The sequence below is a fragment of the Pseudomonas sp. EZ-C24 genome (assembly GCF_014525325.1).
GTDB classification, from domain to species: Bacteria; Pseudomonadota; Gammaproteobacteria; order Pseudomonadales; family Pseudomonadaceae; genus Aquipseudomonas; species Aquipseudomonas shirazensis.
Window position 1 is genome coordinate 1 of sequence record NZ_JACDIU010000009.1, and the last position, 18,322, is coordinate 18,322.

Below are 18,322 nucleotides of genomic sequence, written 5' to 3' on the forward strand. Positions count from 1 at the left end.
TTTGGTTGCGGGAGCCGGATTTGAACCGACGACCTTCGGGTTATGAGCCCGACGAGCTACCAGACTGCTCCATCCCGCGTCTGTGGAGTGGATTCTACGCCCTGGCGCTGCACAGTCAAGCTATTTCTCAGGGAAATCCTTTTCTGTTCAATCTGTTAGCGTGTCAATTAAGCGCCGGGCTCAGCAACGGCGGGCATTCCAGGCCAATTGTCGAATAGCAGAGTGCGCACGGTGCCAGCGCGTGGCGGTTACGGTAGTATCTGTATGAATTTACAGTACTGACGGTCATCCATGTCTTTGCGCAAGATCATCCATGTCGACTGCGACTGCTTCTACGCTGCGATCGAAATGCGTGACGACCCGAGCCTGGCTGGCCGGCCGATGGCGGTGGGTGGCTCGGCGGAGCGGCGCGGGGTGATTGCCACCTGCAACTATGAAGCGCGCGCCTATGGGGTACGCTCGGCAATGTCCTCGCGCCACGCGCTTAAACTCTGCCCTGACCTGTTGATCGTCAAGCCGCGTTTCGAGGCCTACCGCGAAGCCTCACGCGAGATCCAGGCTATCTTTCGTGACTACACCGAGCTGATCGAGCCGCTGTCGCTGGATGAAGCCTATCTGGATGTCAGCGACAGCTCCTGGTACGGCGGCAGCGCCACGCGGATTGCTGAGGATATCCGCCAGCGCGTCGCCAAGTCCTTGCACATCACGGTTTCAGCAGGGGTTGCGCCAAACAAGTTCCTGGCCAAGATTGCCAGCGACTGGCGCAAGCCCAACGGACTGTTCGTGATTACCCCCGGCGAGGTGGAGGCGTTTGTTGCCGCGCTGCCGGTGGCTCGCCTGCATGGTGTGGGCAAGGTCACTGCCGACAAACTGACCCGGCTGGGTATCGATACCTGCATGGACATGCGCGAATGGTCAAAGCTGGCGCTGGTGCGCGAGTTCGGCAGTTTTGGTGAGCGTTTGTGGGGGTTGGCCCGTGGTGTGGATGAGCGCGCTGTGCAGAATGACAGCCGGCGTCAGTCGGTCAGTGTCGAAAACACCTACGATACCGATCTGCCTGATCTGAACAGCTGCCTGGCCAAATTGCCTGAGTTGCTCGATAGCCTTAATGAGCGGGTCGCGCGGATGGACAGCAGCTATAAAGCCGACAAGCCATTCGTCAAGGTCAAGTTCCACGACTTCACGCAGACGACCATCGAGCAGGCGGGTGCCGGGCGCGATCTGGAGAGTTACCGACAGTTGCTGAGCCAGGCGTTTGCCCGAGGTGGCAAGCCGGTGCGGTTGCTTGGAGTTGGGGTGCGCTTGCGCGATCTGCGCGGGGCGCATGAGCAGCTGGAGTTGTTTGCGCAATCTTGAGGGTGCGTCAGCAAGGCCGCCAGGCGGCCCTGTGACGAAGGCGATTATTGTCCGCCTGGATCTGCTACCAGTCGCCCGGTCTGTTTGGTCAGTGCCTGCAAGAATTCCTGCTGCAATTCTGGATCATTGCGGGTCAGTTCAATCAGGCTCTGCTCAAGCTCACTGGCTTCTTCTTCCAGGCCAAGCTCGGACAGCCGCTTGACCCGGTGAACCCACTGGCTGACATCGTCGTCTTCAAGGTCATCGAAGATCAGGTGCCGTGCTTCGACCAGTTTGTTGCGCAGCGTGCCGCTGACCAGCAGGCTGGCGTCGCCGCGAATGCCGTTGTCCTCGTCGACCACCTGCAGGTGCAGGGTGCCTACGCGGCCGAGATTCTGCTCGGAAAACGGCGCATCCAGCAGGTTCAGCCGCAGCACACCGTTACGGTCGGTGGTCAGCTCATGGTTGAGCTTGCCAGCCTTGACCTCGACCAGGCGCTCGCTCCAGGGCAGGTTGGTGGATTCTTCGCGCTTGGCTTTCTCCACCTCGCTGATGCCCGCCAGGTTCTGCTGGGCACGGCCGTTGGATTGCACGTTCATGAATGGATTGAGCCCGGCAACGCCATAGCTCAGCCAGTCATGAGTGACGCTCTGCGGCAGGTTGCCCAAGGCGAACACATTGACCACATTGGCACCGACTCCGGCCACCACCGCGACCGCGCCCAGCGGGATCTCGTAGATCTCCCGCCAGGGCTGGTAAGGGGTGTAGCGGTCGTAGCGGCGGGTCACTTCGAACTCGGTGACTTCGAAGCGCTGCTGCTCGTGAACGCGCACGCGCCGTTGCGGAAGCTCCATTACCTTGGGCTCGCCAACGTCGATCTGCAGACTGTGCTCGAGCAACTTGCGCTCGACGCGTTCTTCATGCTCGCTGCGCTGGGACATCTGATTGGCGCAGCCGCTGACGAACAGGGCGCCGCAGAGTGCGGCGCCCCCCAGGGTAAAGGTACTTCGCTTGTACATGTTCACTCGCGCATTGGGCTATCAGCGACGGATGCGGGCTTGCAGGAAGGTCAGCACTTCGTTGACCGGCAGCGCCTGGGCGTCCTGCTCGGTGCGGTGCTTGTATTCCAGATTGCCATCGGCCAGACCGCGGTCACTGACCACGATCCGGTGCGGGATGCCGATCAGTTCCATATCGGCAAACTTGTTGCCTGGGCTGGTCTTCTTGTCACGGTCATCGAGCAGCACTTCGAAGCCTGCAGCGGTCAGTTCGGCGTACAGCTTGTCGGTCGCCTCACGCACCACCTCGGTTTCGTAGCGCAGCGGTACCAGAGCGATCTGGAACGGCGCCAGGGCATCGTTCCAGATGATCCCTTTGTCGTCGTAGCTCTGCTCGATGGCAGCAGCAACCACGCGCGAAACGCCGATGCCGTAGCAACCCATCGACAGTACTACTGGCTTGCCGTTCTCGCCGAGTACCTGGCACTTGAGCGCCTCGCTGTACTTGGTGCCGAGCTGGAAGATATGCCCGACTTCTATGCCGCGCTTGATCACCAGGGTGCCCTGGCCATCTGGGCTTGGGTCACCGGCAACCACGTTGCGCAGGTCGGCTACTTCAGGCACTGGCAGGTCACGCTCCCAGTTGACGCCGAAGTAGTGCTTGTCGTCGATGTTGGCGCCGATGCCGAAGTCGCTCATCAGGGCCACCGAGCGGTCGATGATGATTTCCAGCGGCAGGTTCAGCGGGCCCAGCGAGCCTGCACCGGCGCCAATGGCGTCACGCAGCTCGGCGTCGCTGGCCATGACCAGCGGTTCGGCAACCTGCGGGAGCTTGGCGGCCTTGATTTCGTTGAGTTCGTGATCGCCGCGCACGATCAAGGCAATCAGCTTGCCTTCTTCAGCGCCGCGCACGATCAGGGTCTTGACCGTCTTCTCGATTGGCAGGCCATGGTTTTCGACCAGTTGGGCGATGGTCTTGGCGAGCGGAGTATCGACCAGGCGCAGCTCTTCGGTTGGCGCCGGGCGCACGCTTTCGCGTGGGATGGCTTCGGCTTTTTCGATGTTGGCGGCGTAGTCGGAGCTGTCGCTGAAGATCACGTCGTCTTCACCGGTAGCGGCCAGGACGTGGAATTCGTGCGAGTAGTTGCCACCGATCGAGCCGGTATCAGCCTGCACTGGGCGGAAGTTCAAGCCCAGGCGGGTAAAGATGTTGCTGTACGCCTGATGCATGCGGTCGTAGGTTTCCTGCAGGGAAGCCTGGTCGGCATGGAACGAGTAGGCGTCCTTCATGATGAACTCGCGGCCGCGCATCAAACCGAAGCGTGGGCGGATCTCATCGCGGAATTTGGTCTGGATCTGGTACAGGTTGAGCGGCAGCTGTTTATAGCTGGACAGCTCGTTGCGGACCATGTCGGTGATCACTTCTTCGTGAGTCGGGCCAACACAGAAGTCGCGGTTGTGCCGGTCTTTCAGGCGCAGCAGCTCTGGGCCGTACTGTTCCCAGCGGCCAGATTCCTGCCACAGCTCGGCTGGCTGGATGCTCGGCATCAGCACTTCAAGCGCGCCGGCGGCGTTCATTTCTTCGCGGACCACGGCTTCGACCTTGCGCATTACCCGCAGGCCCATCGGCAGCCAGGTGTACAGGCCGGAGGCCAGCTTGCGGATCATGCCGGCGCGCAGCATGAGCTGATGGCTGATGACCACTGCATCGGCAGGGGTTTCTTTTTGGGTGGCGAGCAAATATTGACTGGTGCGCATGGGGGGCCGTGTCGATTGCCTAAGACGTTGAAATGACCCCGCATTCTACGGGGGCGAAACGAAAGCGTACAGGATGCCGCAGCGCAGGCCAGTTGTCAGCCAAGAAAAAGCCCGGCGTGGTCGCCGGGCTTTTCAAGTGCGGGGCACTGCAAGCCAGGCTTACAGGATGCTCAGCGGGTACTCGACGATCAGACGCAGTTCGTCCAGAGAGTTGGAGTAAACGGCGTCGGACGAGCGATAAGTTGCCTGACGAACACGGAAGCTCAGGTCCTTGGCGGGGCCCTCCTGAAGCACGTATTTGACGTCGATGTCACGTTCCCACTCGGTTCCGTTGTTGGTGCCTTCCACTTTCGCATCCGTACCGCGTACGTAGCGAGTCATGAAGGTCAGGCCAGGAATACCGAACTCGGCAAAGTTCAGGTCATAACGTGCTTGCCAAGACTTCTCGCCTTCAGCATTGAAGTCGGAGCGGGCAATGGAGTTTGCCAGGAAAATGGTGCCATTGCCGTCGACGCCATACTGATAGCCGCCGTCGCCGGTCATCTTCTGATACGCGACGGTGAAAGTGTGCGCGCCAATGCTATAGGCGCCGGACAAGCTGAATGCGCGGCTGTCGATCTTGTCGCCATCATAGGCTCGAGCTTCGCCGCTGCCACTGCTCTTGGTGTCATACACGTTGAAGTCGAACACCAGGCCTTGAGTGTCAGAGATCGGCAGAGCCCAGTTGACGTTGGCGTAGTATTTGCGCCAGTAGTCTTCAACCTTGGAGTAGTAAAGGCTGGTGCTGAGGCTGTCGGTGAAGGCATACGTGCCGCCGGCAACGTCGGCTTTTTTCAGGCGGAAGTTGTCACGGTTGGTCTGTTCCTGACCGGTCAGGCTGGTGAAGCGACCCGCATTCAGGGTGAGGCCTTTGATTTCGCTACTGGTGATCAATGTGCCTTGGGCCATCTCAGGCAGCAAGCGGCTGTCGTCGGTGGCGAATACAGGCAGCGATACGAATTGGTCGCCAGCCTTGAGTACGGTGTCGGAAATGCGGAACTTGACCGCCGCGCCACCCTTGGAGTAGTCGTCCTGGGAACGGCCATCTGAACCGGTAGGGAACAGGCCCGTGCCGGAGAAGCCACGACCGCTGTCCAGCTTGAGGCCGAGCATGCCGATGGCGTCGACACCTACACCGACGGTGCCTTGGGTGAAGCCCGATTCAAAGGTACCGATGAAGCCTTGGCCCCATTCACGCTGATCATGACGCAGGCCGGCTGCGCGGTTAGCGGCCGACTCCTGGTTACGATAGTCACGGCTGAAGTACAGGTTGCGCAACTTGACTGACAGCTGGCTGTCTTCAATAAAGCCTTTGGAATCATCCTGCGAAGAGGCGATGGCCATTTGCGAGGTGCCTGCCGCAACGGCCAGGGCGATCATGCTCCACTTCATCACGCGCATCGTGATTTGCTCCTTTGGTTTTTAGGAAGAGTACCGCTGCGCCCGGGGTTTTAATTATATGGGGCAGCTCTTTCTTGTTGTGTCGGCGCGAAGGTATATCACGCTGACTCTTTATTTGGCGATATGCATAAAGCAACTTTTCACAAACTTTATGGCGTGTCGCTTATAACTAATTCAATGTCGCAAATTACGCGCCGAACAGCGGACATATATCCCAGCGTTCTGCTCCCTCATCCGTCAACACAGGGCGGTACCCCTTGATAGTGCTTCGGCGCCGTGGTCTGTCGGCAGCTCCTGCTCACTGCAGGTGTCGTGCCGACTTGGCGTTGAGGGAATGCAACAAGCGTGCTCATTTTCACATTGAGTTGATGAATTTTTCACATCTGCCTGATCACTTGCTGGCAAACCTCCGAAAATAAAGGGTTCGGTCTGTATGATGGTGTGCCAATATTCAACGGTCGATGCAACTGTAAGGTTGCTAACTAAACCAATGTGTTACCGCCGCTTGTTCATCTTGAGTAGTTTTACTGGGAACCGCCGTCAGCACCGCGACGGACGGCTCTATTTTGGTGCGAAAAGTAGCGCTCTGTTACCGCGGCGGTGCAGGGCAGCTGTGCAAGCCAGCTAAAGTGTAGCTGGAGCGCCCGATTTCATGCCTGTTGCGGCCAGGCAGGGTATCCTCCGCGCACCATGCCTGCGTTGCGCAGGCGATCTGATTGAAGGAGATTTGCCGTGTTCGTCCTGGATCCGCGTTTGCAGCAGGATTGCCTGGTGCTGGGAGATTTCCCGCTGTGTCGGCTGCTGTTGAGCAAAGACGCCAATTATCCGTGGTTCATTCTGGTGCCGCGGCAAGCCGACGTCAGTGAGCTGTTTGACCTCACGGCAGCCGACCAGCAGCAGCTGTGGCAAGAAACCACCTGCCTGGCCAATTCGCTCAAACAGGAATTTGCTGCCGACAAGATGAACGTGGCGACCTTGGGCAACGTGGTCAGCCAACTGCACATGCACGTGATCGTGCGCCACCGCAACGATGCTGCCTGGCCTGCGCCAGTGTGGGGCAAGGTGGCGGCTGCCGAGTACAGCGAGGAGCAACTCGCACAGCTTCGCCAGCGCCTGCGCTCGGCGTTGAACAACAATGACTTCAAGGGGGCGTGAGCTGATGTCTCTGGAATCGCAAATCATCGACCTGGAAACCCGTCAGGCGTTTCAGGATGACGCGCTACAGGAGCTCAATGATGTGGTGGTCGAGCAGGGGCGGGTGATCAATCGTCTGCAACTGCAGATGGCCGAGCTGATCAAGCGTTACGAGGAGATGGTCGGGCAGTACGGCAGCGAAGGTGAAGAAGCGCCGCCGCCTCATTACTGAGGATGGGTACCTTGCGGGTGCATAGCGCCCGCAAGGCCTTTGCTGTCAGCGGCGCGAGACCGCGATCACGTCTTCGGCCTGCAGGCCCTTGTCGCGGTGCATGACCGAGAACTCCACGCGTTGGCCTTCGACCAGTACGCGGTGGCCGTCGCCACGGATGGCGCGAAAGTGCACGAAGATATCGTCGCCGGAGTCGCGCGAGATAAAGCCGAAGCCTTTCGAGGTGTTGAACCACTTGACGGTGCCGGTATCGCGCTTGCTGCCTTCTTGGGCAGCGCCGCCAGCATTGCGCGAGCGGCCGCTGCTGCGGCTGAAGCCGGCAACCAGGTGTGCCAGAACTGCCAGAGCAGCGCACAGCAGTGCAGGCAGGTTGCCCAGCTCAGGCCGGACCAGCACGGTTACTGTTTGTAAAGCAACGGCCAGCACCAGCAAAGCGCTGGCCAGGTATTGCAGTTGCAGGCGCGCGCCGCGGTAATAAAGCGGCACGACCGGCGCCAGCAGTAGGTTGAGCAGGCCGAGAAAGGCCAGGTACACGGCCTCCGGTTGCTGCAGGAAGGGAATTGCCTCGGTGCGAAGGCTTGGTATGAGCGACAGCAGCAAGGCTGCTGCGCCCGTCACCAGATGGACGATCTTGAACATTTGGGTTGGCTCACGTTTATAAGGTCAATCACAGGAAGAGCGGGCAGCACGGTGCGCATGAGAGAGAAAGCGCGGTCACGCAGCTGGCCTGCCTATGCATCCGGCATTAACAATCCGCACGAATGGCACCCTGCCTATTTAACAGCAAAGGCCCGGTGAGCTCAAACCGGGCGGATGATGGGGGTGATCGATTGCCCTGCGTCACATGCAGGCGCAGGCAAGTCTTGTTACAGTGCCCCTTCATCCGCTTGACTACCCAAGCCACATGAAAAAGGGGAGCTTCATGGCAATCGATATCGGTATCAGTGAAGAAGATCGCAAGTCCATCGTCGATGGGCTGTCCCGTTTGTTGTCGGATACCTATGTGTTGTATCTGAAAACCCATAACTTTCATTGGAACGTTACCGGTCCGGCGTTCCGTACCCTGCACCTGATGTTCGAAGAGCAGTACAACGAGCTGGCCCTGGCGGTTGACTCGATCGCCGAGCGGATCCGCGCGCTGGGCTTCCCGGCGCCTGGTTCCTACGCGTTCTATGCCCGCCACTCATCGATCCAGGAAGAGGAGGGTGTGCCGCCTGCTGATGAGATGATCCGCCAGTTGGTCGAGGGGCAGGAGGCGGTCACGCGTACCGCACGCAGTATTTTCCCGGTGGTCGACAAGGTCAGTGACGAGCCAACGGCGGATCTGCTGACCCAGCGTATGCAGGTGCACGAGAAGACCGCGTGGATGCTGCGCTCGTTGCTCGAAGGTAAATAAACTGTCCAAGCCGCCCTGCGCCGTGAAGCGCAGGGCGGTGGTGAACTGCACGCGCAGGCGGAAAATTTTGCCGCTGCTCATGCCCCGCCTCGCGGCGCTTCATTACACGCCATGATTCATGTCTCCAGCACATGAATGGATCCCCTTGGCGATGGAGTGGCAGCAGTGGACATCAGGGTGCGGAGCAGCAAAAGCAATGTGTGTCAGGGACATTGGCCAGGCAAGGCCTGTGTCGATCCCTTCGCAGCGGACTTCGACATGCTGCAGTTGCAGCCAGTGTCGCGGTCGGTCAGGCTTAACGGCTTTGCCACCTGCCTGCGCCTGGAGGATGTGTATTGGCAGATATTGCAGCGTATTGCCGAGGTCAATCAGTGCTCGGTCAGTGCGGTGTTGTCCTACATTGACCGCGAAGTTCACCTGCGCCACGGCGGGGTGCGCAACTTCAGCGGCCTGGTCCGGGTGATCTGCGTTGCCTGGCTACGCGATCCGCCAAGCGCGCGTTGAGTGCCGGGCGGGCTGCACTGACCTCTCTAACCATATATAATGCCGGTTTTTGCTGCCCCGGCAGCCAGCGTTATGGTTTGCGAGAGATCCCCGTGCCCCTTTACGACTATCAATGTGCAGCCTGCAACCATCAGCTTGAGGCGTTGCAGAAGATCAGCGCCGCGCCGTTGACTGATTGTCCGGCCTGCCAGGCGCCGGAATTGAAGAAGCAATTGTCCGTTCCAGGTTTTCGCCTCAGTGGCACTGGCTGGTACGAAACCGACTTCAAGACCGGGGCAAAAAAGAATCTGGCAGGCGGCGACAAGGCCGACTGAGTTGAATTGCAATGTCCGGGTCTTGCAGTATTAGCCCTCTGGGCGGCCAAGGCCTCCATCGAATACACGAATCACGAGAAGCGAACCACCATCATGATGCGCAGCCAATATTGCGGCCAACTGAACGAGAGCCTGGACGGCCAGGAAGTCACCCTTTGCGGCTGGGTCCATCGTCGCCGCGACCACGGCGGGGTGATTTTCCTCGATATCCGTGACCGCGAAGGCATGGCCCAGGTCGTGTTCGACCCGGATCGCGCCGAAACCTTCGCCGCCGCCGACCGCGTGCGCAGTGAATACGTCGTGCAGGTCACCGGTAAAGTGCGCAAGCGTCCCGAAGGTGCAGTCAACGCCAACATGGCGTCGGGCGGCATCGAAGTGCTGGGTTACGAGCTGACCGTACTCAACGAAGCCGAAACCCCGCCGTTCCCGTTGAACGAATACTCCGACGTCGGCGAAGAAACCCGCCTGCGTTATCGCTTCATCGACCTGCGTCGTCCGGAAATGGCCGAGAAGCTGCGTCTGCGTTCGCGCATCACCACCAGCATCCGCCGCTTCCTCGACGAAAACGGCTTCCTCGACGTCGAAACACCGATCCTGACCCGTGCCACCCCAGAAGGTGCACGTGACTATCTGGTGCCAAGCCGTACCCACGCCGGCAGCTTCTTCGCCCTGCCGCAATCGCCGCAGCTGTTCAAGCAGTTGCTGATGGTGGCCGGCTTCGACCGTTACTACCAGATCGCCAAGTGCTTCCGCGACGAAGACCTGCGTGCCGACCGCCAGCCGGAATTCACCCAGATCGACATCGAGACCAGCTTCCTCGACGAGTCCGAGATCATGGGCCTCACCGAGAGCATGATCCGCAAGCTGTTCAAGGAAGTGCTGGATCTGGAATTCGGTGAATTCCCGCACATGACCTTCGAAGAGGCCATGCGCCGCTACGGTTCCGACAAGCCAGACCTGCGTAACCCGCTGGAACTGGTTGACGTTGCCGACCAGCTGAAAGATGTCGACTTCAAGGTCTTCGCCGGCCCGGCCAACGATCCGAAGTGCCGCGTCACCGCCCTGCGCCTGCCAGGCGGCGCAAGCATGCCGCGTAGCAAGATCGACGAGTACACCAAGTTCGTTGGCATCTATGGTGCCAAGGGCCTGGCCTACATCAAGGTCAACGAGCGCGCCAAGGGCGTCGAAGGCCTGCAGTCGCCGATCGTCAAGAACATCCCTGAGGCCAACCTCAACGTGATCCTCGATCGCGTCGGTGCGGTTGATGGCGACATCGTGTTCTTCGGTGCCGACAAGTTCAAAGTGGTCAGCGAAGCCCTGGGTGCGCTGCGGATCAAGGTCGGCAACGACTTCAACCTGCTCACCTGCGAATGGGCACCGATGTGGGTTGTCGACTTCCCGATGTTCGATGAGAACGAAGACGGCAGTTTCAGCGCCTTGCACCACCCGTTCACTGCACCCAAGTGCACCCCGGAAGAGCTCGAGGCCAATCCGGCCACGGCGCTGTCGCGTGCCTATGACATGGTGCTCAACGGCACCGAGCTGGGTGGCGGTTCGATCCGTATTCACCGCAAAGAGATGCAACAGGCGGTGTTCCGCCTGCTCGGTATCGAAGCGGCGGAACAGGAAGAGAAGTTTGGCTTCCTGCTCGACGCGCTGAAGTTCGGTGCACCGCCGCACGGCGGCCTGGCCTTTGGTCTGGACCGTTTGGTAATGCTGATGACCGGCGCCCAGTCGATTCGTGAAGTGATCGCCTTCCCGAAAACCCAGAGCGCTGCCTGCGTCATGACCCAGGCACCGGGCCTGGTCGATGCCAAGGCACTGCGTGAGCTGCACATCCGTCTGCGTGAGCAGACCAAGGTCGAGTAACACCGACCCGGGCGCGCCCGTGAGGTCGCGCCCTCGAATTTATCGCGTTCCGCCCTTCGGGGCGGAACCTGTTTGTGGATCAAGGATTCGGAGTCGATATGGCTGGTCATTCCAAGTGGGCGAACATCAAGCACCGCAAAGAGCGCCAGGATGCCAAGAGAGGCAAGGTCTTCACCAAGTGGATCCGCGAGCTGACGGTCGCGGCCAAGCAGGGCGGCGCCGATCCAGCGTCGAACCCGCGCTTGCGATTGGCGCTGGACAAGGCACTTGGTGCCAACATGAGCCGCGACATCATTGATCGGGCAGTTGCCCGCGGCGCCGGTACCAACGAAAGCGACAACGTCGAAGAGCTCAGCTATGAGGGTTACGGCCCCGGCGGCGTGGCGATCATGGTCGAAACCATGACCGACAACCGCAACCGTACCGCAGCGGCTGTGCGCCATGCCTTCACCAAATGCGGCGGCAATCTTGGCACCGACGGTTCAGTTGCTTATCTGTTCGAGCGCAAGGGCCAGATCAGCTTTGCCCCTGGCGTTGACGAAGACGCCTTGATGGAGGCGGCCATGGAGGCCGACGCCGATGACGTGGTCAGCAATGACGACGGCTCGTTCGAAGTGTTCACCTCGTTCAACAGCTTTTATGCCGTGCGCAACGCGCTGGAAGAAGCTGGGTTCAAGGCCGCCGACGCCGAAATCGTGATGCAGCCGACTACCAGTGCCGAGCTTGATCGCGATGGCGCTGAAAAAGTCCTCAAGCTGATCGACATGCTCGAAGACCTGGACGACGTGCAGAACGTCTATTCCAATGCGCAGATCTCCGATGAGGTCCTTGAGCAGCTAGGCTGATGCCGGCGCTTCAAGCCATCAGGGCCTGACTGCTCCAAGCGTGTTTTCATTTTCAACTTGCAGGCCCTATGACTCTGATTCTTGGTATCGACCCCGGTTCGCGCATCACCGGTTTTGGCGTGGTCCGCCAGACCGCCCGGGGCTGCGAATATGTGGCGTCGGGGTGTATTCGTACGGGCGCCGGCGAGTTGTCCGAGCGCCTGCAGATCATCTTTCGTGGCGTCAGCGAGATCATTCGCCAGCACGGCCCGGTTACCATGGGCATCGAACGGGTGTTCATGGCGCGCAATCCGGATTCGGCGCTCAAGCTCGGCCAGGCCCGTGGTGCAGCCATCGTGGCCGGTGCCGAAGCTGGCCTGGAGATCGCCGAATATAGCGCCACCCAGGTCAAACAGGCGGTGGCTGGCACCGGCGCGGCCAACAAAGACCAGGTGATGCTGATGGTCATGCACCTGCTCAAGCTGACGCAAAAGCCGCAGATCGACGCCTCTGACGCCTTGGCTATCGCCCTCTGTCATGCGCATACCCGCTCCAGCCTGATCCCCCACGGCTTGACCACTGCGCGCAAGCGCGGCGGACGCTTGCGTCTGTAACCGCTTCATGCGCTGATACACATTTTGGCCGGGTGAAACGTTCACTCGACGCATTTGCTGATAGGGTTGACCGGTCTGTGGCCGGCGCTCGAAAGGAAGGATCGAAACGTGATTGGACGTTTGCGCGGCACCCTGGCGGAAAAACAACCGCCGCACCTGATTATCGACGTCAACGGCCTGGGCTATGAGCTCGAAGTGCCGATGACCACCCTGTATCGCCTGCCCAAGGTTGGCGAGCCGGTTACCCTGCATACCCACCTGGTGGTGCGTGAAGACGCCCACCTGCTCTACGGCTTTGGCGAAAAGCGCGAGCGCGAGCTGTTCCGTGAGCTGATCCGTCTCAACGGCGTCGGCCCCAAGCTGGCGCTGGCGCTGATGTCCGGGCTTGAAATCGACGAGTTGGTGCGCTGCGTGCAGGCGCAGGATGCCTCGGTGCTGGTGCGCGTACCCGGGGTTGGCAAGAAGACTGCCGAGCGCCTGCTGGTCGAGCTCAAGGACCGCTTCAAAGCTTGGGAGACGTCCTCGTCGATGTTCACCTTGGTATCCGACGGCCCGGCGCCGGTCGGTGGTGCGTCCACCGCCGAAGCCGACGCGGTCAGTGCGCTGGTGTCGCTGGGCTACAAGCCTCAGGAAGCCAGCAAGGCTATCTCGCTGATCAAGGACAAGGCCGGCCTGAGCAGCGAAGACCTGATCCGCCGCAGCCTGCAAGGGATGATTAGCAAGTGATCGAAGCCGACCGCCTGATCGCCGCTTCCGGACGCGACCGCGAAGAAGTCCAGGACCGCGCGATTCGCCCGCTGAGCCTTGATGAGTACATCGGCCAGCCGGTGGTGCGCGACCAGATGGGCCTGTTCATCCAGGCTGCCCGTGGCCGCAACGAGTCGCTCGACCATACCCTGATCTTCGGCCCGCCGGGCCTGGGCAAGACCACCCTGGCCAACATCATCGCCCATGAGATGGGCGTTTCGGTGAAGAGCACGTCAGGGCCAATTCTGGAGCGGCCCGGTGATCTGGCGGCAATGCTGACCAATCTCGAGCCGCACGATGTACTGTTCATCGACGAAATTCACCGGCTCTCGCCGATTGTCGAAGAAGTGCTGTACCCGGCAATGGAAGACTTCCAGCTCGACATCATGATCGGTGAGGGCCCAGCCGCGCGTTCGATCAAGCTCGATCTGCCGCCGTTCACCCTGGTCGGCGCGACCACCCGAGCGGGCATGCTGACCAACCCCTTGCGTGACCGCTTCGGCATCGTCCAGCGCCTGGAGTTCTACAGCGACAAGGACCTGGCCACCATCGTTACCCGCTCGGCGGGCATTCTGGGCCTGGTCATCGATGATTTGGGCGCTTTCGAGATTGCCCGGCGTGCACGCGGTACGCCGCGGATCGCCAACCGCCTGCTGCGACGGGTGCGCGACTACGCCCAGGTACGCGGCAAGGGCGAGATCACCAAGGCGGTGGCGGACCTGGCGCTGAATCTGCTGGATGTCGACGAGCGCGGCTTCGATCACTCCGACCGGCGTTTGCTGCTGACCATGATCGAGAAGTTCGATGGCGGTCCGGTCGGGGTGGACAACCTTGCCGCTGCCATCAGCGAAGAGCGCCATACCATCGAGGACGTGCTCGAGCCGTACCTGATCCAGCAGGGCTACATCATGCGTACGCCGCGTGGCCGCGTGGTGACGCGGCACGCCTACCTGCACTTTGGCTTGAACCTGCCCGGGCGTTTGGCCGACCCGGCGGATTTTTCCGATGTTGTCGATGAATGACAGATCAAAAGGCGGTTTCCGTGGTCCTACCGCTGGCATGCCCATGGCGCGCTGGCACTAAGGCATTACCGAATGCAAAAACACTTGCCGGGCGGATTGGCAAGCCGAGGAGTAAGCACTAGAGTATGCGCGCGCAAAATGGGCTTGAATCGTTCGCACACCGCTGTCGCGTCTATTACGAAGATACCGACGCAGGCGGCGTGGTGTATTACGTCAACTACCTGAAATTCATGGAGCGTGCGCGCACCGAGCGGTTGCGTCACCTGGGTTTCTCCCAGCATCAACTGGCCGGGGAGAATCTGCTGTTCGTGGTTCACTCCACCGAGGCGCGCTACCACGCGCCGGCGCGCCTGGATGACGAGTTGCGGGTAACCGCAGAAGTCGTCGAGGTGAACCGCGCCAGCCTGCGCTTCGTGCAGCAGGTGTGGCGAGAACAAGATGCAAAGCTGCTCTGTGAGGGGCAGTTTCTGGTGGCCGCTGTGCGCGCCGACACTTTCAAACCCCGAGCCATCCCCCCAGCGCTGCGCGACGCCTTCCTGGCGGGCGGCCCGGGTACTCAATCGAATGCAGGAGAATAAGCGTGGAAGCTAACGTCGTCGACCATACCTCCATGTGGAGTCTGGTCAGCAATGCCAGCATCGTGGTGCAGCTGGTAATGCTGATTCTGGTGGCCGCCTCGGTCACTTCATGGATCATGATCTTTCAGCGCAGCAGCATGCTGCGCGCCGGTCGTCGTGCGCTGGATGCCTTCGAGGAGCGCTTCTGGTCGGGCATTGATTTGTCCAAGCTGTACCGTCAGGCAGGCAGCAACCCGGACCCGGATTCGGGTGTCGAGCAGGTGTTCCGTGCCGGCTTCAAGGAATTCTCGCGTCTGCGTCAGCAGGCGGGTGTAGACCCTGACGCGGTCATGGAAGGCGTTGGTCGGGCCATGCGCGTAGCCATCTCGCGTGAAGAAGAAAAGCTCGAGCAGAGCCTGCCGTTCCTTGCCACCGTCGGTTCGACCAGCCCATACATCGGGCTGTTCGGTACCGTATGGGGCATCATGAACTCGTTCCGTGGTTTGGCTTCTGCCCAGCAGGCAACCCTGGCTACCGTTGCGCCGGGCATCGCCGAGGCATTGATTGCCACTGCGATCGGCCTGTTTGCTGCGATCCCTGCGGTTATCGCCTACAACCGTTTTGCCGCACGCAGCGAAACGTTGATCAGCCGTTACTACACCTTCGCCGACGAGTTCCAGGCGATCCTGCACCGTAAAGTGCACACCAGCGAAGAGTAATCAGGTAGAAACCCATGGCCCGAGTTCGCCACAAACGCAAGCCCGTCGCCGAGATGAACGTGGTGCCCTACATCGACGTGATGCTGGTGCTGCTGGTCATCTTCATGGTGACGGCCCCGATGCTCAACCAGGGGGTCAAGGTCGACCTGCCCAAGGTTTCCAGCGAAGCCTTGCCGCAGGACAACAACGTCCAGATCCTTACCATCTCGATCAAGGCCGACAAGACCTACTACTGGAACCTTGGCAGCGAGGTCGATACCGACAAACAGATGGACAAGGCCATGACCTTGCCGGACATGACCAATGCCGTGACCAAGATCATTGCCGCCGGTCGCGACCAGGGCAAACAGACCCAGGTCTTTATCCGTGGCGACAAGTCCGTCGATTACGGCTCGGTCATGGGCGCCATGGGCGGGTTGCAGAAGGCCGGTGTCGGTAACGTTGGCCTGATTACCGAGGCGCCCTGATGCAACAGCGAGAGCCATCTGCCTCGGAAAGCTACTTCTGGCCCAGTGTCTGGGCCATTGGCTTGCATGTCGTGGTGTTTGCGATGCTGTTCGTCAGCTTCGCCATGACCCCTGAGCTGCCGCCGTCCAAGCCGATCGTTCAGGCTACGCTGTACCAGCTCAAGTCCAAGAGTCAGGCCACTACCCAGACCAATCAGAAGATTGCCGGGGAGGCGAAGAAAACCGCTTCGCGCCAGACTGAAGTCGAACAGCTGGAACAGAAGAAGGTCGAACAGGAGGCCGTGAAGGCCGCGGAACAAAAGAAAGCCGACGCGGATCAAAAGGCCGAAGCTGCTCGCGAAGCGGCAGAAGCCAAAAAAGCCGAAGAAGCTGCCAAGACTGCTGAAGCCAAGAAGGCCGCCGAGGCCAAGAAAGCCGAAGAGGCGAAGAAAGCCAGCGAAAAACAGCAGGCTGATATCGCCAAGAAGAAGGCGGAAGAAGAGGCCAAGAAAAAGGCCGACGAAGAAGCCAAGAAAGACGCAGCTGAAGAGGCGAAGAAGAAAGCCGCCGAAGAAGCCAAGAAAAAAGCCGCCGAGGATGCCAAGAAGAAAGCGGCAGCCGAGGAAGCGAAGAAGAAAGCAGCTGAAGAGGCCAAGAAGAAGGCCGCTGCAGATGCCCAGAAGAAAAAAGCCCAGGATGCAGCCCGCAAGGCGGCAGAAGACAAGAAAGCCCAGGCCCTGGCCGAGCTGTTGTCTGATACCACCGAGCGCCAGCAGGCTCTGGCTGACGAGCAGGGCGACCAGGTAGCCGGTGATTTCGACGACCTGATCCGCATGCGCGCTGCAGAAGGTTGGGCCCGTCCGCCTTCGGCACGCAAAGGCATGACGGTAGTGCTGCAGATCAACATGCTGCCCGATGGCACCATCACCAGCGTCAGTGTGGCCCGCGCCAGTGGCGACGGTCCGTTTGATGCTTCGGCGGTGGCAGCGGTGAAGAACATTGGTCGACTGACCGAAATGCAGGGCTTGAAGCCGAGTGATTTCAATGCGTATCGCTCGTTCAAGATGACATTTACACCTGAGGATCTAGCGCTGTGATTAAACTCTTTCGAGGGCTGCTGGTCATGCTCTGCTGCGTGGCAGGTATGGCCGTAGCAGAGGAAAAGAACATCCTGGTCACCAGCGGTAGCGATCGGGCCACGCCCATCGCGGTAGTACCGTTCGGCCTGCAGGGTGGCAGCGTGCTGCCAGAAGACATGGCCGACATCATCGGCAATGACCTGCGCAACTCTGGCTACTACTCGCCGATTCCAAAGCAGAACATGATCAGCCAGCCAAGCCAGGCCAGCGAAGTCATCTTCCGCGACTGGAAAGCCCTGGGCGCCCAGTACGTCATGGTCGGTAGCATCGTGCCGTCCGGTGGCCGTCTGCAGGTGCAGTACGCGCTGTTCAACGTGGCCACCGAGCAGCAAGTGCTGACTGGCAGCGTTGCCGGTACTGTCGATCAGTTGCGCGACATGTCGCACTACATTGCCGACCAGTCGTTCGAGAAGCTCACCGGCATCAAGGGTGCGTTTTCCACCCGCATGCTGTACGTGACTGCCGAGCGCTTCTCTGCCAACAACACCCGCTACACCCTGCAGCGTTCGGATTACGACGGTGCCCGGGCAGTGACCCTGCTGCAGTCGCGTGAGCCGATTCTGTCGCCACGCTTCGCACCGGATGGCAAGCGCATCGCCTATGTGTCGTTCGAGCAGCGTCGCCCACGTATCTTTGTCCAGCACATCGACACCGGTCGCCGTGAGCAGATCACCAACTTCGAAGGTCTCAACGGCGCGCCAGCCTGGTCGCCGGATGGTTCGCGCCTGGCGTTCGTACTGTCCAAGGACGGCAACCCGGACATCTATGTGATGAACATGGGTTCGCGCGCGATCAGTCGCGTTACTGCCGGCCCTGGTATCAACACCGAACCGTTCTGGGGTAAAGACGGCAACACGCTTTACTTCACCTCCGACCGTGGCGGCAAGCCGCAGATCTACAAAACTTCGGTCAGTGGTGGTTCCGCCGAGCGTGTAACGTTCGTGGGTAACTACAATGCCAACCCGAAACTTTCGGCGGACGAGAAGACCCTGGTGATGATTCATCGTCAACAGGGCTTCACCAACTTCAAAGTGGCGGCCCAGGACTTGCAACGTGGAAGTGTAAAGATTCTCTCAGAGACCAGTCTTGACGAGTCCCCCACTGTTGCGCCCAACGGCACCATGCTAATCTACGCCACCCGCCAGCAGGGCCGGGGAGTCTTGATGCTCGTCTCTCTCAACGGACGCGTGAGGCTCCCGCTTCCTACCGCGCAAGGCGAAGTCAGAGAACCGTCCTGGTCCCCTTACCTGAACTGATGCGGCGTTACACCGTTT

At 60.2% G+C, this 18,322-nt stretch carries 20 protein-coding genes and 1 tRNA gene; 16 read left to right on the forward strand and 5 right to left on the reverse strand.

From position 1 onward, the window contains the following. Window positions 1-2 precede the first annotated feature (2 nt). Window positions 3-79 (reverse strand) — tRNA-Met (locus IDM28_RS05960). A gap of 218 nt (window positions 80-297) precedes the next feature. On the opposite strand from IDM28_RS05960, the gene dinB reads away from it, so the two are divergent. Further along, window positions 298-1,356, forward strand: coding sequence for a DNA polymerase IV (gene dinB / locus IDM28_RS05965; protein WP_188035560.1), 1,059 nt, complete (start codon window positions 298-300; stop codon window positions 1,354-1,356). A 44-nt stretch (window positions 1,357-1,400) separates the two neighbouring features. Here the strand turns inward: dinB and IDM28_RS05970 are convergent, their stop codons facing one another. From IDM28_RS05970 to IDM28_RS05980, 3 genes are all read right to left on the reverse strand, one after another. Then, entirely contained in the window at window positions 1,401-2,354 is a 954-nt protein-coding gene (locus IDM28_RS05970) for a hypothetical protein (protein WP_101317385.1), read from the reverse strand. A gap of 21 nt (window positions 2,355-2,375) precedes the next feature. Further along, window positions 2,376-4,091, reverse strand: coding sequence for a proline--tRNA ligase (locus tag IDM28_RS05975; protein WP_188035553.1), 1,716 nt, complete (start codon window positions 4,089-4,091; stop codon window positions 2,376-2,378). 159 nt (window positions 4,092-4,250) lie between these two features. Continuing rightward, on the reverse strand, window positions 4,251-5,531 hold the full coding sequence (locus IDM28_RS05980; RefSeq protein WP_101317389.1) for an OprD family porin: 1,281 nt from the start codon (window positions 5,529-5,531) through the stop codon (window positions 4,251-4,253). A gap of 732 nt (window positions 5,532-6,263) precedes the next feature. Between IDM28_RS05980 and IDM28_RS05985 the strand changes: the two genes are divergently transcribed. Then, entirely contained in the window at window positions 6,264-6,686 is a 423-nt protein-coding gene (locus tag IDM28_RS05985) for an HIT family protein (RefSeq protein ID WP_188035554.1), read from the forward strand. Window positions 6,687-6,690: 4 nt separating this feature from the next. Further along, entirely contained in the window at window positions 6,691-6,897 is a 207-nt protein-coding gene (locus tag IDM28_RS05990; RefSeq protein ID WP_101317393.1) for a SlyX family protein, read from the forward strand. Between the two features lie 45 nt (window positions 6,898-6,942). Here the strand turns inward: IDM28_RS05990 and IDM28_RS24010 are convergent, their stop codons facing one another. Continuing rightward, complete coding sequence (locus tag IDM28_RS24010; RefSeq protein WP_188035555.1) at window positions 6,943-7,536, reverse strand: cold shock domain-containing protein membrane protein; 594 nt, start codon at window positions 7,534-7,536, stop codon at window positions 6,943-6,945. 283 nt (window positions 7,537-7,819) lie between these two features. Between IDM28_RS24010 and IDM28_RS06000 the strand changes: the two genes are divergently transcribed. The 13 genes from IDM28_RS06000 to tolB all read left to right on the forward strand — a co-directional run bounded on the left by IDM28_RS06000 (window position 7,820) and on the right by tolB (window position 18,304). Then, the gene (locus tag IDM28_RS06000; RefSeq protein WP_150572002.1) at window positions 7,820-8,293 is read left to right on the forward strand and encodes a Dps family protein; all 474 of its coding nucleotides are present in this window, start codon (window positions 7,820-7,822) and stop codon (window positions 8,291-8,293) included. A 258-nt stretch (window positions 8,294-8,551) separates the two neighbouring features. Beyond that, window positions 8,552-8,797, forward strand: coding sequence for a ribbon-helix-helix domain-containing protein (locus tag IDM28_RS06005; RefSeq protein ID WP_262500004.1), 246 nt, complete (start codon window positions 8,552-8,554; stop codon window positions 8,795-8,797). Window positions 8,798-8,889: 92 nt separating this feature from the next. Continuing rightward, complete coding sequence (locus IDM28_RS06010; RefSeq protein ID WP_101317401.1) at window positions 8,890-9,111, forward strand: FmdB family zinc ribbon protein; 222 nt, start codon at window positions 8,890-8,892, stop codon at window positions 9,109-9,111. 93 nt (window positions 9,112-9,204) lie between these two features. Beyond that, complete coding sequence (gene aspS, locus IDM28_RS06015) at window positions 9,205-10,980, forward strand: aspartate--tRNA ligase (protein ID WP_101317403.1); 1,776 nt, start codon at window positions 9,205-9,207, stop codon at window positions 10,978-10,980. A gap of 98 nt (window positions 10,981-11,078) precedes the next feature. Beyond that, window positions 11,079-11,825 (forward strand): YebC/PmpR family DNA-binding transcriptional regulator, encoded by a 747-nt coding sequence (locus IDM28_RS06020; RefSeq protein ID WP_101317405.1) that lies wholly within the window; start codon window positions 11,079-11,081, stop codon window positions 11,823-11,825. Window positions 11,826-11,893: 68 nt separating this feature from the next. After that, window positions 11,894-12,418 carry a crossover junction endodeoxyribonuclease RuvC gene (gene ruvC, locus IDM28_RS06025; protein ID WP_101317407.1) on the forward strand — a complete coding sequence of 175 codons (525 nt, stop codon included), beginning with the start codon at window positions 11,894-11,896 and terminating at the stop codon, window positions 12,416-12,418. Window positions 12,419-12,526: 108 nt separating this feature from the next. Next, the gene (gene ruvA / locus IDM28_RS06030; protein WP_101317410.1) at window positions 12,527-13,144 is read left to right on the forward strand and encodes a Holliday junction branch migration protein RuvA; all 618 of its coding nucleotides are present in this window, start codon (window positions 12,527-12,529) and stop codon (window positions 13,142-13,144) included. Then, window positions 13,141-14,187, forward strand: a complete 1,047-nt coding sequence (gene ruvB, locus IDM28_RS06035; protein ID WP_101317412.1) for a Holliday junction branch migration DNA helicase RuvB — start codon at window positions 13,141-13,143, stop codon at window positions 14,185-14,187. The genes ruvA and ruvB overlap by 4 nt, the downstream gene beginning before the upstream one ends. Window positions 14,188-14,312: 125 nt before the next feature. Beyond that, window positions 14,313-14,765 (forward strand): tol-pal system-associated acyl-CoA thioesterase, encoded by a 453-nt coding sequence (ybgC, locus tag IDM28_RS06040; protein ID WP_101317414.1) that lies wholly within the window; start codon window positions 14,313-14,315, stop codon window positions 14,763-14,765. Window positions 14,766-14,767: 2 nt separating this feature from the next. Further along, window positions 14,768-15,463 carry a protein TolQ gene (gene tolQ, locus IDM28_RS06045; protein WP_101317416.1) on the forward strand — a complete coding sequence of 232 codons (696 nt, stop codon included), beginning with the start codon at window positions 14,768-14,770 and terminating at the stop codon, window positions 15,461-15,463. A 14-nt stretch (window positions 15,464-15,477) separates the two neighbouring features. Further along, the gene (tolR, locus tag IDM28_RS06050; RefSeq protein ID WP_101317418.1) at window positions 15,478-15,930 is read left to right on the forward strand and encodes a protein TolR; all 453 of its coding nucleotides are present in this window, start codon (window positions 15,478-15,480) and stop codon (window positions 15,928-15,930) included. Beyond that, window positions 15,930-17,006, forward strand: a complete 1,077-nt coding sequence (gene tolA / locus IDM28_RS06055) for a cell envelope integrity protein TolA (RefSeq protein WP_101317421.1) — start codon at window positions 15,930-15,932, stop codon at window positions 17,004-17,006. The genes tolR and tolA overlap by 1 nt, the downstream gene beginning before the upstream one ends. Before the next feature lie 26 nt (window positions 17,007-17,032). Beyond that, complete coding sequence (gene tolB, locus IDM28_RS06060) at window positions 17,033-18,304, forward strand: Tol-Pal system beta propeller repeat protein TolB (RefSeq protein ID WP_189691595.1); 1,272 nt, start codon at window positions 17,033-17,035, stop codon at window positions 18,302-18,304. The last annotated feature ends 18 nt before the right edge of the window (window positions 18,305-18,322 follow it).

Excerpts from the sequence above, each read along its gene's own strand:
- IDM28_RS05970 (WP_101317385.1), bottom strand. The coding sequence starts at position 2,354 with ATGTACAAGCGAAGTACCTTTACCCTGGGGGGCGCCGCACTCTGCGGC.
- ybgC (WP_101317414.1), top strand. The coding sequence starts at position 14,313 with ATGCGCGCGCAAAATGGGCTTGAATCGTTCGCACACCGCTGTCGCGTC.
- IDM28_RS06020 (WP_101317405.1), top strand. The coding sequence starts at position 11,079 with ATGGCTGGTCATTCCAAGTGGGCGAACATCAAGCACCGCAAAGAGCGC.
- IDM28_RS06000 (WP_150572002.1), top strand. The coding sequence starts at position 7,820 with ATGGCAATCGATATCGGTATCAGTGAAGAAGATCGCAAGTCCATCGTC.
- aspS (WP_101317403.1), top strand. The coding sequence starts at position 9,205 with ATGATGCGCAGCCAATATTGCGGCCAACTGAACGAGAGCCTGGACGGC.
- IDM28_RS05980 (WP_101317389.1), bottom strand. The coding sequence starts at position 5,531 with ATGCGCGTGATGAAGTGGAGCATGATCGCCCTGGCCGTTGCGGCAGGC.
- tolR (WP_101317418.1), top strand. The coding sequence starts at position 15,478 with ATGGCCCGAGTTCGCCACAAACGCAAGCCCGTCGCCGAGATGAACGTG.
- ruvC (WP_101317407.1), top strand. The coding sequence starts at position 11,894 with ATGACTCTGATTCTTGGTATCGACCCCGGTTCGCGCATCACCGGTTTT.
- tolB (WP_189691595.1), top strand. The coding sequence starts at position 17,033 with ATGCTCTGCTGCGTGGCAGGTATGGCCGTAGCAGAGGAAAAGAACATC.
- IDM28_RS06005 (WP_262500004.1), top strand. The coding sequence starts at position 8,552 with ATGCTGCAGTTGCAGCCAGTGTCGCGGTCGGTCAGGCTTAACGGCTTT.
- IDM28_RS05975 (WP_188035553.1), bottom strand. The coding sequence starts at position 4,091 with ATGCGCACCAGTCAATATTTGCTCGCCACCCAAAAAGAAACCCCTGCC.
- IDM28_RS05990 (WP_101317393.1), top strand. The coding sequence starts at position 6,691 with ATGTCTCTGGAATCGCAAATCATCGACCTGGAAACCCGTCAGGCGTTT.
- tolA (WP_101317421.1), top strand. The coding sequence starts at position 15,930 with ATGCAACAGCGAGAGCCATCTGCCTCGGAAAGCTACTTCTGGCCCAGT.
- IDM28_RS24010 (WP_188035555.1), bottom strand. The coding sequence starts at position 7,536 with ATGTTCAAGATCGTCCATCTGGTGACGGGCGCAGCAGCCTTGCTGCTG.